This window comes from Gilliamella sp. X-57 (genome assembly GCF_057063565.1).
In genome coordinates this window covers 18,160-35,294 of sequence record NZ_JBXSQI010000008.1, presented here as the reverse complement: position 1 = coordinate 35,294, position 17,135 = coordinate 18,160, and the positions used below count along the sequence as shown (strand labels likewise).

The window sequence follows — 17,135 nt, the reverse complement described above, 5'->3', positions numbered from 1 at the left end:
TACTAAACTGCATAAATAAGACAACAAGATGAATACACCAGTAAGAAAAAAACTCGGCATTCTGCCGCTCACACTGTTGGTGGTTGGCAGTATTGTCGGAAGTGGAATTTTTAGCCTGCCACAAAACATGGCCGAAGGGTCAGGAACTGGGGGAATTTTAATTGCATGGACAATAACCCTTTTAGGCATGTTAATGCTAACACGGATATTTCAGTATTTATCGATCCGATTTTACAAAATCAATGATGGATTATACGGCTATGTACGAGAAGGATTTGGCGATTATATCGGCTTTAATGCAGCATGGGGATACTGGATATCAGCATGGATGTCGTGTACTAGCTACTTAGTTATTTTATTTAGCGCATTAGGATCTTTTGATAGCTTAAGCTTCTTTGGTCATGGCACCACATTACCGGCGGTTATTGCGGCTATTTTATTGTTATGGATAGTACATTATTTTGTATTGAAAGGAATATATCGCGCCTTTTTATTAAATTGTTTAGTGACATTAGCTAAAATTGTGCCTATCGGTTTATTTATTGTTTGTGTTAGCCTCGCCTTTAAAATCTCTACATTTAAGATCGACTTTTGGGGCACACCGCAATTAGGATCAATTATTGATCAAGTTGAAAACACCATGCTTTATACCGTTTGGGTTTATTTAGGAATTGAAAGCGCAACGGTTTATGCAACGAGGGCCAAAAATATCATCAGTATTAGCCGTGCCACCTTTTTTGGCTTTGCTATTACTAGTTTATTACTTGTTTGCGTATCTGTGTTATCACTTGGCATTGTACCGCAACAAGAACTGGCGCAAATGAAAAACCCATCAATGGCCTTAGTCATTGAACGTATCATTGGTAGCTGGGGTGCGATCTTGATCAACATCGGCTTAATCGTATCGGTCAGTGGCGGATTATTATCGTGGCTAATGCTAGCCGCCGAAATGCTATTTTTAAGCGGTCAAGGCAAACAGCACACGGTGCCAAGTTGCTTTGGTAAACTCAACAAAGCAGGTACACCTTCCAACGCATTATGGTTAACAACAAGCTTAATAACGGTATTAATTATCCTTGCTCATTTCTATCAATCGGGCTATAACACCTTAATCCAGTTATCAACCTCAATGGTGCTAATCCCCTACTTGCTTTCGGCACTTTTTGTTTTCAAATTGGCGATTCAACAAGGCAAAGCCTATTTAATTATAATTGGCGCTTTAGGATCGATTTATGGAGTATGGTTGATTTATGCTGGTGGTACAACTTATTTATTACTTTCCATGATACTCTACAGTATGGGACTATGTTTTTACCTCTATGCCAGAAAAGAACGATCTTTACCAGCATTTAGTTACTTTCACGACAAAGTGTATGCTATTGCAATTATCCTATTAGCTATCATTGCTATTTTATACTTCTTAAGCTGATAATAGTTTAGTCGAGGCTTTTTAACAATCTCAAAAAGCCTCATATGCGCAAAAAATTCGAATATATAAAAGGCATGCAAGCAGTTCAAATAATAAATTATATTTGTATATAACATTACTTTTATGCTTTTACTTGTGATAATAAGTATTTCTTTTATCAAGATTTATTACTTGCTATTAAATAATTTTGATTCACTATGAAATTAAAAATAATAAAATATAACAAAAAATATGCTCTGGATATCTGTAAATTATTTTACAATTCCATAAATCAAACTTAAGCAGATGTTTGCTTAATGGTGTTAAAAATCACAGCTCCAAAAAAAATTATAAAAAAACAGTAGTGCCCAGCAAGGTACAAAAACCGTGGACAAAAGACAACAAGCACTCAATCTATCACAATTACCATGAATTGTTTTATTGTGAGATTAAGTTGCTGTGCTTGTATTGCTCACCATTTAGGCTTTATTTTCGAAACAGATAAAAATCAGCTAATAACGTTCTAAATGCTTGTGAATAGCGCCCATCATTATCTCGCATACACAATTGCTGCTGATCAACCTTATTAGGTTGGATAAATGAAAAAACCATCAACGACAACGAAAAATCTTTGTCTGCACTATATCTAACATTCATCAGTTGGTGTAAATATAACTGATTAGATTCACATAATAACCTAAACTGATTGGATAAATGATAAGGCAAAACTAAACAAAATTGACCTGCGGGATTTAATAAACGCGTAACCGTGCCAATAAGCTGTTGAAAGTTTAAACTTTCGGTATAGCGTGCTAATTGCCTTTGCGGATTACGACAATCAACGGCGGATTCAAAATAAGGGGGATTGGTCACAATCAAATCATAGCCCATGGCATGACTTGACTCAAATTGATTAATGTCGATATGAATCGCATTAACTGTAGTAAACCCAGCTTGCTGGATATTTTGCTGACATTGTGCCACTGCCTGCACATCAATATCAATCGCATCAATTTGACAATTATTATGTTCTAATCGCTGGGCTAACATCAACGCAATTACGCCACAACCACAGCCAATATCTAGTATTTTTTGCGGAACAGAACGAATGGGCGCCCATGCGCCTAACAAACAGCTATCGGTTGTTACTTTCATTGGACTTTTGTCGTGCCCAACAAAAAAACGTTTAAAGGTAAAACCACCTTTTTTTAATGGTAATGGATTATTGTGCATGTTTAAACTTCTTAAACAAAGGTTTATTTGACGCAATCGCATCAGCCCAGCGCGTTGGTTCAGGCAAGCGATAGCCACGTAAACATAAATTAACCCATTTTAAAGCACTATCTTGACTCACTCGGTGACCGGTCGAAATAAATAAAGGATTGCAATTATTTTTACTACATAGCACCCAACCAATCTGCTCTTGCTTATCTTGCAAAGGCGTGACACTACCTGCTTGTTTTGGCAATGGTTTATACTGACCGCACAACTTTTTTTTAGCTACACCAATCGTTGGCATATCTAGTAACAAGCCTAAATGGCTGGCAATACCTAAACGCCGAGGGTGAGCAACCCCTTGCCCATCAACGAACAATAAATCAGGTTTCTGAGTTACCTGCTGCCATGCCTCGATCAGTGCTGGATACTCACGAAAAGATAAATAACCGGGAATATAAGGAAACTGCGTTTTTATTCTAGCAATATGGTATTCAACAACTTTAAAATCAGGATAAGTAAGAACAACAATTGCAGCTCTAGTCACATGTCCATCATCCTCAAAGCCTACATCGGTTCCACCAATAAATTTAACCGACTGACAAAACGCATCGGATAATGTAATTTGCTTCGCTAACGTCTGTTGTGTTTGCTTTAATTGCGCTAAATTAATAGACATTTTGATTCTGTTCAGTATTATTATCCACAATAAATTGATTTTACCAGAATTAGCATGCCATATACATTAGCAAATCCCGTTGAACTAACAGAAGAAATAAAAAAAAGTCGCTTTATTGTCAATGCTGCGCCAGTTACATCAGTCGAACAAGCCACCGACTTTATTAACCAAATAAGCGATCCCAACGCCACTCACAACTGCTGGGCATGGAAGATTGGACAACAATATCGATTTAACGACGACGGCGAGCCCACCAGCACTGCCGGTCGCCCTATTCTTTCGGCCATTGAAGGGCAAGATTGCGATCAAGTGGTTGTAGTTGTAACTCGCTACTTTGGCGGTATAAAACTGGGTACTGGCGGGTTAATTCGTGCTTATGGTGGTTCGGCTAGCCACTGCTTGCGACAAGCAGAGCGTATCGAACTTATTGCCCGCATGACGCTACAATTTCACTGTTATTATAACGAATGGCCAATTATCGAAAATCGCCTAAAAGAACTTGATGCCATTATTGAAAATCAAGAGTTTGATGCTGAAGGTGTCAACGTCATAACAGGTATCACACAAGATAAATCCCAATTACTGCAAAAAAATATCAGCGACATCACCCGTGGACGCATTATTATTGAGTTATAAAAAATTCTCGGGTAGACCATTTATTTCATTAAAAATTTTTTGATTTATTTTTTGTTTAAAATCAATGTGTTATAATGTTATTTTGCGTATTTTTGGGAGATGAGTGTGAATCATTGGCGACCTTTCTTGTGCAAGGTACTAACCTCATTTGTCGCTCTTTTTCTATTCCCCAACCTGATCGATAAACCTATCGCATACAGTGTGCACTGGCTCTTGAATAAATGCACTATCAATCATTGGCGGATATTTATTGGACCGCCATGACGATAAAAAGAATAACTGCTGTAATGCTCTGGTTTTGTTAGCATTATTTGTCACCATGTCACTTATTGGCTGAGTCAGTTAAAATGGAAGTTGCGGGGGATTGTTTTTTTATTTTTCCTATTTTTGAATAATTGACACTACTGTTGATACAAAACTTCATAACCACTTAAATCATAATCATCTATTAACTCATAACCGTAAATAGTAAGGACCGCGTTCGGGATAACGTTTATTAGCCGGAAAACCACCATACACAATGATTTGGTCGAGTTTTTAATATGTTAGATTATCAACCTTAAATTAAATTCTACTAATTGATTCATAACATAAAATAACTGATTATAGACTATTAAAAAGCTCTCTCAAAAATGAATTGGATTTTCACTTAATGCTAATTTTTGTTCAATTTCCATTATTACGCCTAATTAGTGATTTTTATGATTCCGTCTGGTCAAGCTGCCAATCACACCTTTGGTGTCCTCGGTCGGGAGGAGAGGCACTTTTTTTGACTTTTAGTTATTAAAGCACACAGTCCTTGCCTCCTCGACACTCCAATTACGCAAGGCCTGCTCTTTACTAGGATTGTCTTTTATTTACACCATAAGCGCGATTCACGACCTAAGGATTAACAAATAAAGACTAAGGAGTAGCGCAAACAATATTTCTATAGTTGCCTTTCCAAATTCTAGACATAGCACCCCACCAGCCAAGTTCACATCGTACGCATAGTCCCTATCCCCCGCCAATCACTTTGTCCAAAGCCAGCTAGCGGGAAAAGCTTGAGCATTATAATGCCTCGGGTATCCCCACTCTGTTAATAATCCACCCCCTATTCGAAACTGGATAAGATTATTAGGTGACGACGGCATGCCACCGACCATACGACCTCGACAATGAGAGCAGTCGTCATAATCCTTACCATCACCCCGTTCAGTACAGACTGCGTTGGTCAGGTCTTCGAGCTGTGTCAAACGATACCCAAAACCAGAACACCAAACTTCTTGCTCTTGAAAGGTACCCCCCACTCTTTCCTCGGATCATATGTATAATCTCCCGCACGGGGCACAAACTACTTCTGCGGGACTAACCAATATTTAATAACCTCGTTTCCCTCACTATCTATACCTATTATCTCAAAGGTCTGCGGTAACCTTGGAACAGCAATTCGACGTGGGTAAGGATTACGCCATTGAAAGTTTACCTCTGGACCTTTTAGCGTAATCTTAAGAAAAACCATTCTATTATTTATATCATTACACACTCTCTTGCTGATCTTGTGGCTGGCTCCCATGTCAATTCATCGGCCTATCCCCTTATGAGAAAGCCCATCAGCTCCCGTAGTTGGAAAATTGAGCTCATATGATACCGGATTGATTGGACTAGGGCTCCATAATCTGGATCCCATATACTAGGTATGGTAAACTCGGATGATCTGTAGTGATCAAGAACAGGTCTTACATACATGATCTCTCCCCATTGTGGCCGTGGTGACGGTGGTAGTATTATAGCATCACTACGATTATCCCCTTGACCATTTTGACCCGCTAATGCCGGAAAATGCCATAAACATAACAATAATAACAATGCCAACAGGACTTTTCGAAATAATTTTGATAGTGATTTGAGAAATAACTTCGAGAATATAAACGAGGCAAGAGAAAAAACTCGTCTGATGCGTCTATTTGATAAATTTAAGGCATAGGATTGCTAGTGTCTAAAATGATAATGCATTACGGTTTACCTGTCAATTAAACTTATGTTTTATCTATATTTTTATATACATTTACTTATTAAATAAGCTAGCTTTTGAAACTGGTGAAAGTATAACCGTTTTAAAAAGCTTAGCTAGTTTTTTGGGGGATTTTTAGTAAAATTAATTAGGCGTGACTTTGATTAAGTTTTATGAAAAAATTTAAAAGATTGAAATATTTAATTTTTATTAAAAAACAAATAAAATCAATGATCTATCTGAATATTTTTGATGATTTAGGGCCTGGGTGGCGATGTTTAGCTATAATTTGAGTGGTTGGGTTTCGGGCGTTGTCATTGTTGTGATTTATTCCACTAAAAGCTCAAAATATCTAAAAGCTAACCGAACCACAAGTTATAAAAATATAAAATAAAAAGAGGGAGGAAGCCCTCCTTTTTTATGCACCAGCTCTATAATTAGGTGGCTCTTTGGTAATTAGTACATCATGTACATGGCTTTCCTTCATTCCTGCACCTGTAATACGATAGAATTTGGACTTAGTTCTTAATTCATCAATTGTTGCACAGCCGGTCAATCCCATACAAGATCTTAATCCACCCATTTGTTGGTGAACTATCTCTTTCAATGGCCCTTTATAGGCAATGCGCCCTTCTATGCCTTCGGGCACAAGCTTGTCGGCAGCGTTGTCAGTTTGGAAGTAGCGATCAGAAGATCCTTTTGCCATTGCACCAAGCGATCCCATTCCACGATATGATTTATACGCTCTACCTTGGAATAGTTCAATTTCGCCTGGGGCTTCTTCGGTGCCGGCAAACATTGATCCAACCATCACACAAGAAGCACCTGCTGAGATGGCTTTAGCAATATCGCCTGAATAGCGAATGCCACCATCTGCAATAACAGGGATATTGTGTTTTTGTGCCACTTCAACAGCGTCCATAATAGCACTAATTTGCGGTACACCAACGCCAGTAACAATGCGTGTTGTGCAAATTGAGCCAGGACCAATCCCCACTTTAACAGCGCTAACGCCTGCATCAATAAGTGCTTTAGCACCTTCACTAGTGGCTACATTACCGCCAATTATTTGTAAATCAGGATAAGCCTTTCTTGCTTGGCGAATACGTTCAAGCACACCTTCTGAATGACCGTGTGATGAATCAATTAATAATACATCAACACCAGCTTCAACTAATGCAGCAATGCGTTCTTCGTTCCCTGCTGCTGCGCCAACAGCGGCACCCACGCGCAAGCGTCCTTTATCGTCTTTACAAGCGTTAGGCTTTTGTTCCGCTTTATTGTAATCTTTAACCGTGATCATGCCTTTTAGGTGGAATCGAGCATCAACGACGAGGACTTTTTCAACACGATGTTCATGCATTTTTTGCAGTACGATTTCACGTTGTTCGCCTTCATTTACAGTCACTAAACGTTCTTTTGGTGTCATCACAGCTGTAACAGGTAAAGATAAGTCGGTTGCAAATCGGACATCGCGTGCGGTAATAATACCAACTAGTTCTTGAGTTTCAGTCACAACTGGAAAACCAGCAAAGCCATACTCTTTAGCTAGATCGGTAACTTGCTGTATGGTTGCGGTTGGTAAGACTGATACCGGATTTTGCACTATACCACTTTCGTGTTTTTTAACGCGCCTTACATGATTGGCTTGGTTTTCAATTGACATATTTTTGTGGATAAAACCAATGCCACCCTCTTGCGCTAGTGCAATTGCTAATTCAGATTCGGTCACTGTATCCATTGCGGCTGACAACATTGGAATATTCAATTTAATTGTTTGAGTAAGTTGAGTACTAATATCAGCTGTATTAGGTAATACAGTTGAGTGAGCTGGGACTAATAACACGTCGTCAAACGTGAGAGCTTCTTTAACTATACGAGACATGACAATATTCACCACTGGTTGGATTGTTGATAAAATATTGCCGAGGAATTCTACTTACTTTTAACTCAAAAGGCTAGTGGAATTTCTTTTTTATTGGAATAAAAAGAAAGTAAAAAATCAAATGAATTCGGATTAAATAAAGATAAGCTGAGAATACCTCATCAATTGAATAAGCACTGATGAGGCAAAGTAGTAAATTATTATATTTTTATTAGATAAACATATTAATAGCTAAGCATCCTACTAATCCACAAACTGAAATCACTGTTTCTAATAGTGACCATGATTTCATGGTTTCAGTAATACTTAAGTTGAAGTATTCTTTAAACAACCAAAAGCCAGGATCATTAACGTGTGAAAACACAACACTACCAGCACCTGTTGCAATCACCATAAGTTCAGGGCTTACACCTGTTGAAGCAATTAAAGGGAACACTATGCCACCTGCTGTCAATGCTGCAACAGTTGCAGAACCAAGCGCTAAACGCAATAATGCAGCAATTAACCACGCCATGACAATCGGCGATACATTCGACGAATGCATCATCTGTTCAATGTAAACCTTGACACCACTATCGACAAGCACTTGCTTAAATGCTCCACCACCACCAATAATTAATAGCATCATAGAAATAATTTTGATTGAATCAACCAAAGTTGAATTAACTTCAGCCATGGAACGACCGCGTAAAATCCCAAAGGTAAATACTGCAACTAACACTGAAATTAAAGTTGCAATGACCGGATCACCCAAAAATTCCACATAAGGAAATACTACATGTCCTTTATCTAAAGTCATATCGCAAACTGCACGAATCGACATTAAAATAACAGGAATTAAGGCAGTAAAGACACTCACCGCAAAACTTGGCATTTGATCATCAGTGAATTTTTTAGAGTTATATAAACCCTCTTCAATTGGATGGTTAATTACACGAATAAACGGTAGTCTTGCTAATACTGGTCCAGCTAAAATCACCGTTGGAATAGCGATGATTGTACCGTAGAGTAAAGTTCGCCCCATATCAGCTTGAAAAATTTCAGCAATTGCGGTTGGACCAGGATGCGGGGGTAAAAAACCATGGGTCACCGATAAAGCTGCTGCCATTGGAATACCAATATATAATGGCGATATTCGTAACGTGGCTGCAATGGTTAAGACTAATGGCAATAAAAGAACAAAGCCAACTTCATAAAAAAGTGCAAAGCCAACAATAAAACCAGTCAGTGTGACTGCCCATTGAATTTTTTTATCACCAAATGTTTCAATTAGCGTTGTTGCGATGCGTTGCGCCCCACCACAATCGGCCAGTAGTTTACCTAACATTGCCCCAAACCCCATAATTAAGGCCAAACTACCAAGCGTGCCACCAACCCCATTTTTAATTGACTTGACTACATCCATTACTGGCATACCTTCCATTACACCCACACTGAGTGCAACTAGAATCAAAGCAATGAAGCCATTGACTCGAAGGGGTAACATTAAAATAAGTAGCAACGCTACACCAATAGCAATTATTATTAACGGCATAAATAGTTCCTCTAAAATAAAATAATCCGTGTTATCGGTAACATGTCAAATTATAGAGGATTTTTTAAAAAATACAGTGAAAAATATCCAAATTGAGAATTAGATCACATTTTTAAAACTAATCTGCTTTTTGTGCCGTGATGATATAATTAACATCAACATTGGTTCCTAATTTGAATTCATTTTTAAATAAATGATATTCCATACCAATAATGTCTTTAACATTCAATCGAGCAAGTTCAATCCAGCTCATTAATTCTGACGGGCGAATAAAGCGATTAAAGTCGTGTGTGCCTTTAGGCACTAATCGTGCAATATATTCTGCCCCATAAATCAACAATAACTTGGCTTTATGATTACGATTGATGGTTGATAAAAACAGTTTACCGCCGGGTTTAAGTAATCTTTCGCAGGCTTGAATGATTGAAAATGGATCTGGCACATGCTCTAACAATTCCATACACGTTATGACATCATATTGCGCAGGATTTTGCTCGGCATGTTGCTCAACTGTCTGTTTTTTATAGTTAATTGATAAATTACTTTTCGCTGCATGGAGTTTTGCCACTGCTAATGATTCATCAGCAAGATCTATGGCTGTCACATTCGCACCAAGCTTCGTTAAACTTTCTGATAAAATGCCACCACCGCATCCCACATCTAATATCGCTTTTTGATCTAATAGCCCACACTGTTGTTGCACATAATTCACACGCAATGGATTGATAATATGCAAAGGTTTACATTTTCCATTAGGATCCCACCACTGATCAGCTAATTGCGAAAATTTATTTATTTCATTAAAATCAATGTTTTGCGACATGGCGATTTTTCCATAACCTAAATTGTAAACTAAATTGATAAGCAATCATTTTAAGCCATCACCACTATCAATAAAAGGGGAAAATATAAATTTATCTATACACAAATAATGAATAGGTAGTCAAAAATTTAATTCAAAACATTATAAAATTTAACAGCTAACTTGCTATTTATATTTATAGTTTTAATGATTCCTTGTTTCCATACGCATTTCATGGCATGATTTAGAGCTTTATTCATCTAATAAAAAATTTTAGGCATTTGCTTACACTAAAATTAAACAATTAAGAGTCAAGGAAAAATATTCATGAGTACAGGAACTATGAAAAAAAGCCACTCTCAGTGGAGCTCGCGCATGGGGTTTATGCTTGCCGCAGCTGGTTCTGCTGTTGGGTTAGGTAACATTTGGAAATTCCCATATATGGCAGGTGAAATGGGCGGTTCAGCGTTTGTGCTTACCTATTTGCTATTTATGTTTGTGATTGGTCTACCAATTTTAGTTTTAGAATGGTTAATTGGCCGTCGTGGGCAAAAAAATCCAATTCATACAATGGAAGATGTGGCTATTTCAGAAGGTCGTTCTAAATCATGGCATTGGGTTGGTATTATCGGTGTAGTGGGTTCTTTTTTAATCTTATCATTTTATAGTGTTATTGGTGGTTGGGCGACAGATTACATTGTTTTATCCGCTCAAGGTACTTTCGAAGGTGCTCATGGTGAAGTTACAGGTCAAATTTTTGATAACTTTCTTGGTAACGTAAACCATTTATTAACTTGGCACACCGTATTTATGTTTGCCACTGCATCTATCGTTGCAATGGGCGTGGGCGCTGGTTTAGAGCGAGCCTGCAAAATTATGATGCCAGGTTTAGGGGTATTGCTATTAGTATTAGTTGGATATGCAGCTTATGTGAGTGGTCCATCTTTTGGTAAAGCGTTTAGTTTTTTATTTACACCTGACTGGTCTGCCATTAATGGTACCGCTATGTTAGCAGCGTTAGGTCATGCGTTCTTTAGTCTATCTTTAGGTATGGGTATTATGATGGCATATGGTTCGTACCTTGGAAAAGATGTTAATCTACTATCTACTGCGCGCACTGTGGTCATCTTAGATGTCATTGTAGCAATGCTATCTGGTATGGCTATATTTCCTCTTGTGTTCGCCAATGGTTTACAACCTGGTGAAGGTCCTGGTCTTATTTTTGTTACTTTACCTATTGCCTTTGGTAATATGGCTGGTGGCACTGTTTTAGGTGTTTTATTCTTTATATTCCTAACTTTTGCGGCGTTGACATCTTCAATTTCATTACTTGAACCAACTGTCGAGTTATTAGAAGAAAAAACGCCATTGGGTAGAAAATCAGCAACGATTTTAAGTAGTTTAGTTATTTGGGCTTTAGGTATTGCTTGTTTATTAGCATTTAATGAATGGGCTGATGTCAAACTATTTGGTAAAAATATTTTTGATTTACTTGATTACCTGACCAGTAAAATCATGTTACCACTTACAGGATTAGGCACTGTGGTATTTGGTGCTTGGATGATGAATCAAAAACGCATCCGCGAAGAATTAAATTTAAATGATTTCTGGTTTAGCGTTTGGAGCGTGCTAACTCGTTACATTGTTCCTGTTGCGGTTATCATAATTTTGATTTATGGATTTTTATAAAAGCCATTACAAATTTAGTGTTCAGTTAAAAGCCTTGACCCATCAAGGCTTTATCCTTTTTTTAATGTTATATAACAAAAAACAATCAAACAATAAATAAATTTGTTAACTCCTATTGAAATCTGCTTTTTTAATCCCATATAGCAATACATCAATAAATCAAACCATTAAGTTAATTTTATTCAGTTAATGCTAACAGGCAATGCTCCATTATTTGATGAGCAAAATGCTAAGAGTTTGTTAATAACAAATTCATTTTACAGTTAGGATTAATTGAAATGACTAAATATAATAGAGGAACTAGTCAATGAGTAAGCAAGGCACTGAAACTCGTGGATTTCAATCCGAAGTTAAACAAATTCTGCATTTAATGATTCACTCTTTATATTCAAATAAAGAGATTTTTTTAAGAGAGCTTATTTCTAACGCATCTGATGCGGCCGATAAACTTCGTTTTAAAGCACTTGAAAATCCAGATCTATATGCTGGCGATGGTGAACTTGGTGTGCGTATTTCAACCAATAAAGAAGCTGGTACTTTAACGATTGCTGATAATGGTATTGGTATGACTCGTGATGAAGTGATTGAAAACTTAGGTACTATTGCTAAATCCGGCACTAAAGCGTTTTTAGAGTCTATTGGTAGTGATCAGGCTAAAGATAGTCAATTAATTGGTCAGTTTGGCGTAGGTTTTTATTCTGCTTTTATTGTTGCCGATAAAGTTACTGTTAGAACACGCGCAGCCACAGCAAAAGCTGACGAAGCGGTTATGTGGGAATCAGCAGGTGAAGGTGAATATACAATATCTGACGATAATAAAGAAACTCGTGGTACCGAAATCACTTTACACTTAAAAGAAGACGAAAAAGAGTTTTTAGACGATTGGCGTTTGCGTTCTATTATTAGCAAATATTCTGATCACATTTCACTCCCTGTTGAAGTGCAAACCACTGACGAAGAAAGCAAAGAAGTTAAATGGGAAAAAGTCAACAAAGCCCAAGCACTATGGACGCGTAGTAAATCTGAAGTGACCAACGATGAATATAAAGAATTTTATAAGCATATTTCGCACGACTTTGCCGATCCATTAAGTTGGAGCCACAACCGTGTCGAAGGTAAACAAGAATATACTAGTTTACTTTATATCCCATCAAAAGCGCCTTGGGATATGTGGAATCGCGATAATAAACATGGTTTAAAATTGTATGTACAACGTGTATTTATTATGGATGATGCAGAACAATTTATGCCAAACTATTTACGTTTTGTTAAAGGTTTAATTGATTCCAATGATCTACCATTAAATGTATCGCGCGAAATTTTACAAGATAACAAAATCACCCAAAACTTGCGTAATGCATGTACTAAGCGTGTGTTACAAATGCTTGAAAAACTTGCCAAAGACGATAAAGAACAGTATCAACAATTCTGGAGTGAGTTTGGTTTAGTACTAAAAGAAGGTACTGGCGAAGACTTTGCCAACCGTGAAGCAATTGCTAAATTACTTCGTTTTGCGTCAACTCACACCGATAGTGATGCACAAACTGTTTCGTTAGATGATTACATTAGCCGTATGCAAGAAGGTCAAGAAAAGATCTACTATATTACCGCTGATAGCTATGGTGCAGCTAAAAATAGTCCTCATCTTGAGCTATTCCGTAAGAAAGGCATTGAAGTATTATTGTTGTCCGATCGTATTGATGAGTGGATGATGAGCAACTTAACTGAGTTTGATGGCAAACAGTTCCAATCTATTAGCAAATCAGACGAATCAATCGAAAAGCTTGCCGATCAAAACAGTGAAGAGCAAAAACAAGTTGAAAAAGAACTTGAACCATTTATTGAACGAGTCAAAACCGCTTTGGGCGATAAGGTGAAAGACGTTAAATTAACTCATCGGTTAACTGATACACCAGCAATTGTCACCACAGCCGCTGATGAAATGAGTACACAAATGGCTAAATTGTTTGCAGCAGCAGGTCAGAAAGCGCCGGAAATCAAATACACGTTTGAAATCAATCCAGATCATAAACTGGTTAAACGTATTGCCGATACGCAAGATGAAAGCGCATTTAACGATTGGGTTGAACTATTGCTTGATCAGGCTTTGCTTGCTGAAAAAGGTTCGCTTAGCGATCCAAGTAAATTTATTCAAACCATGAATAAATTATTAGCGCAATAGTAAAATAATATCCACTAACCACAGCCCTGATAGGTTAATACTATCGGGGCTTTTTTATACTAACAAAAAAGGTCAACTATATTTTTTCAAATAGTATGATGTTTATCACATTTTTTTATTTTTTTGCTTCCGATTTTTTTCTAGCGATTCATAATGGGTAGATATAAAGAATTGATCAAACTCAATGAAAATTTATAAAATATTAAATAACAATGTTATTGTTACCCTTGATGCGAAAGGCGATGAATTAATTGTCACCGGTCGTGGAATTGGCTTTAAAAAGCATAAGGGTGATTTAATCGATACGAGTCTTATAGAAAAGCAGTTTTCTTTGGATAATAAAGAAACATACCCAAAATTTGAAGAATTGCTTTCAAAGATTCCCTTTGAAGTATTAACCACATCCGAAGTTATTATTAATCATGCCAAACAATGTATAGATGGTAAATTACAAGACAGCATTTATATTTCACTGACTGATCATATCCATTTTGCCATTGAGCGTCATAAACAAGGGTTTGACATTCCAAATGGATTTTTGTGGGAGATCAAAAAATTTTACCTTAAAGAGTTTCAGATCGGTTTATATGCTTTAACCATAATAAAAGAGCGATTATCCATTGAATTACCTGAAGACGAAGCCGTTTTTATTACTTTTCATATCGTCAATGCACAATTAAATGACACGATGCCCAATATCGTCAATATGACTAAAATTATGCGTGAAATTCTCAATATTGTGAAATATTATTTTAACTTTGAATATGACGAAAACAGCCTGTCTTATCAGCGTTTTGTTACTCATTTAAAATTTTTTGCTCACCGTATTCTAAGTCACAGCAAACAAACACAACAAGATAACTCCTTGTATGAATTAGTTCGGCAAAAATATGAACTCGCCTATCTTTGTACTAAACAGATAGATTTACATTTAATACAACAATATCAACATCCCCTTTCTGATGACGAAAGCCTATATTTAACGATTCATATTCAAAAACTACGCACTGAACTTAAATAGCATAATGTGAAGTAAATCACACTTTAGCCATTATTATTGTATAAATCTTAACTAGTTTTAAAATTTGTGTTAGTCTAAACTAATCATTAATTGGATTGTTATTGCAAAGTTAACACGGCTTACTTTGCAAGCAAAACCTAGATCCCAAAAACATCTTGGGATCTAGGTTTTTTGTTATAAAAATAAGGATAAAGTATGAAAAACAAAGAGCTTGCCGAATCAATCATTCAGCATGTTGGAGGAAAGGACAATGTTATCAGCTTAGTGCATTGTGCTACTCGCTTAAGATTTGTATTAAAAGATGATAGCAAAGCTGATGCAGATACATTAAAAAAACAAGTTGGTGTGATTACTGTTGTACAAAGTGGAGGACAATTTCAGGTCGTTATCGGTAATAATGTTGCAGACGTATTTAGTGATATTATGCAATTAACCAACCTTAATGAAAATGCTAGCTTGGAGTCTAAATCGGACAAAAAATTAGGTGTTCTATCTAAATTGATTGATTTAGTTTCTGGTATTTTTATTCCTGCTCTAGCTATTCTTGTTGCAGGGGGAATTTTAAAAGGCTTGGTATCTTTGTTACAAATACTTGATATTATTGCTCCTGAAACATCAACTTATAACTTCCTATTTGCCATTGCTGATGCACCTTTTTATTACCTCCCTATCATCTTGGGTTTTTCTGCCGTGAAAAAATTTGGTGGCAATCCTTATGTAGGTATGGCACTGGGTGGTGCTTTAGTTCACCCCAATATAGTCGGTATGATGAAAGGAACTCTAGAATTACAAACCGAATTTTTCTCTATTCCAATTAATCTTATTCCCTATGCTTCATCAGTATTCCCGATTATTTTGGCGAGCTGGTTCTATTCAGTATTAGAACGAAACTTTAATAAAATATTGCATGATTCGTTTAAAAAATTTATTTCTCCATTGCTTGGGGTCTTAATTACAGTACCTTTAACTTTTGCGGTTATTGGTCCTATTGTATCTATTTTAAGTGATGGAGTTGCCTCGGGCATTATCTATATCTATCAACTTAATTCCGTTATTGCTTCAATGATTTTAGCCGCTGTTTGGCAAATCATGGTGATCTTTGGTGTTCATTGGGGATTAGTGCCATTTGCCATGAATAACATAGCGCTTTATCAAGAAGATTTTATGTTGCCAATTCTGTTCCCTGCTGTCTTTGCTCAAACTGGTGCTGCATTAGCTGTGATGTTACGATCTAAAGATAAACAATTTAAAGGTTTAGCTAGTTCTTCGGTATTGTCTGGCATTTTTGGCGTAACTGAGCCTGCAATCTACGGGGTTAATTTACCATTAAAAAGACCATTTGTGATTGGTTGTTTATCTGCTGCTATTGGCGGTGCTATTGTCGGTTATTATCACACCGTAACCTATTCATTTGGCTTTATTAGTATATTTGCATTTTTACAATTAATCCCACCAGAAGGGATAGATGCAAGATTTTATGCTGTTGTCGTTGCTTCAATTCTTTCATTTACCATTGCGACATTAGCTACTTACTTTTTTGGTATGCCTAAAGATAAATCTCAAACTAATGAAAGCGATACTTCATCATCGAATAATATTACTAATGAAAACATTGATAACCCGAATAATACTACGATTTACAGCCCAATGTCAGGAAAAGTCATTGCGTTAAGTGAGGTTAAAGACCCAACATTTGCTAGTGAGTTAATGGGTAAAGGTATCGCAATCATCCCAACAGTTGGGCAAGCTGTAGCGCCTGATAATGGTGAGGTCGTGTCACTATTTAGAACCAAGCATGCTATCGGTTTTCAAACTGATGGCGGTGCTGAAATATTGATCCACATAGGCATTGATACCGTTAAACTAGACGGTCAATATTTCGAGGCTCATATCGAAGCTGGTAGCAAAGTAAAAAAAGGCGATCTATTAGTTAGCTTTGACATTGACGCTATTAAGCAAGCTGGTTTTGAAGTGACCACTCCAATTATCATTACTAACAGTGATAGTTATCAAGATATACAATGTCTCGTTGAAGATAATAATATTCAAAGTGGAGAGGCTTTATTAGCGTTATCCCAAAATAAGGAGTAA

13 protein-coding genes are annotated in these 17,135 nt (G+C 36.8%); 6 read left to right on the top strand and 7 right to left on the bottom strand.

Annotated elements, in window-relative coordinates; genetic code table 11:
• The first annotated feature begins 28 nt into the window (after positions 1–28).
• The gene (locus ACYIAL_RS05165; RefSeq protein ID WP_483751135.1) at positions 29–1,429 is read left to right on the top strand and encodes a basic amino acid/polyamine antiporter; all 1,401 of its coding nucleotides are present in this window, start codon (positions 29–31) and stop codon (positions 1,427–1,429) included.
• A 465-nt stretch (positions 1,430–1,894) separates the two neighbouring features.
• Here the strand turns inward: ACYIAL_RS05165 and ACYIAL_RS05160 are convergent, their stop codons facing one another.
• Positions 1,895–2,641, bottom strand: coding sequence for a tRNA1(Val) (adenine(37)-N6)-methyltransferase (locus ACYIAL_RS05160; protein WP_483747259.1), 747 nt, complete (start codon positions 2,639–2,641; stop codon positions 1,895–1,897).
• Complete coding sequence (gene nfi / locus ACYIAL_RS05155; protein ID WP_483751163.1) at positions 2,631–3,296, bottom strand: deoxyribonuclease V; 666 nt, start codon at positions 3,294–3,296, stop codon at positions 2,631–2,633. Before nfi ends, ACYIAL_RS05160 begins: the two co-directional genes overlap by 11 nt.
• Before the next feature lie 60 nt (positions 3,297–3,356).
• Between nfi and ACYIAL_RS05150 the strand changes: the two genes are divergently transcribed.
• On the top strand, positions 3,357–3,938 hold the full coding sequence (locus ACYIAL_RS05150; protein ID WP_483747260.1) for an IMPACT family protein: 582 nt from the start codon (positions 3,357–3,359) through the stop codon (positions 3,936–3,938).
• Between the two features lie 1,010 nt (positions 3,939–4,948).
• Here the strand turns inward: ACYIAL_RS05150 and ACYIAL_RS05145 are convergent.
• From ACYIAL_RS05145 to ubiG, 5 genes are all read right to left on the bottom strand, one after another.
• On the bottom strand, positions 4,949–5,227 hold the full coding sequence (locus ACYIAL_RS05145; protein WP_483747261.1) for a hypothetical protein: 279 nt from the start codon (positions 5,225–5,227) through the stop codon (positions 4,949–4,951).
• A 44-nt stretch (positions 5,228–5,271) separates the two neighbouring features.
• Entirely contained in the window at positions 5,272–5,439 is a 168-nt protein-coding gene (locus tag ACYIAL_RS05140) for a hypothetical protein (protein ID WP_483751134.1), read from the bottom strand.
• Positions 5,440–6,349: 910 nt separating this feature from the next.
• Complete coding sequence (gene guaB / locus ACYIAL_RS05135) at positions 6,350–7,816, bottom strand: IMP dehydrogenase (RefSeq protein ID WP_483747262.1); 1,467 nt, start codon at positions 7,814–7,816, stop codon at positions 6,350–6,352.
• 211 nt (positions 7,817–8,027) lie between these two features.
• Complete coding sequence (gntT, locus tag ACYIAL_RS05130; RefSeq protein ID WP_342354070.1) at positions 8,028–9,368, bottom strand: gluconate transporter; 1,341 nt, start codon at positions 9,366–9,368, stop codon at positions 8,028–8,030.
• Positions 9,369–9,468: 100 nt separating this feature from the next.
• Positions 9,469–10,173, bottom strand: a complete 705-nt coding sequence (gene ubiG / locus ACYIAL_RS05125) for a bifunctional 2-polyprenyl-6-hydroxyphenol methylase/3-demethylubiquinol 3-O-methyltransferase UbiG (protein WP_174797103.1) — start codon at positions 10,171–10,173, stop codon at positions 9,469–9,471.
• 306 nt (positions 10,174–10,479) lie between these two features.
• Here ubiG and ACYIAL_RS05120 point away from each other — a divergent pair, with 306 nt between their 5' ends.
• The 4 genes from ACYIAL_RS05120 to ACYIAL_RS05105 all read left to right on the top strand — a co-directional run bounded on the left by ACYIAL_RS05120 (position 10,480) and on the right by ACYIAL_RS05105 (position 17,135).
• Entirely contained in the window at positions 10,480–11,841 is a 1,362-nt protein-coding gene (locus tag ACYIAL_RS05120; protein WP_202984970.1) for a sodium-dependent transporter, read from the top strand.
• Positions 11,842–12,148: 307 nt separating this feature from the next.
• Positions 12,149–14,023, top strand: a complete 1,875-nt coding sequence (gene htpG, locus ACYIAL_RS05115; protein ID WP_174797104.1) for a molecular chaperone HtpG — start codon at positions 12,149–12,151, stop codon at positions 14,021–14,023.
• Positions 14,024–14,207: 184 nt separating this feature from the next.
• Positions 14,208–15,044, top strand: a complete 837-nt coding sequence (gene licT, locus ACYIAL_RS05110) for a BglG family transcription antiterminator LicT (RefSeq protein ID WP_483751133.1) — start codon at positions 14,208–14,210, stop codon at positions 15,042–15,044.
• A gap of 195 nt (positions 15,045–15,239) precedes the next feature.
• Positions 15,240–17,135, top strand: a complete 1,896-nt coding sequence (locus ACYIAL_RS05105; protein ID WP_174797106.1) for a beta-glucoside-specific PTS transporter subunit IIABC — start codon at positions 15,240–15,242, stop codon at positions 17,133–17,135.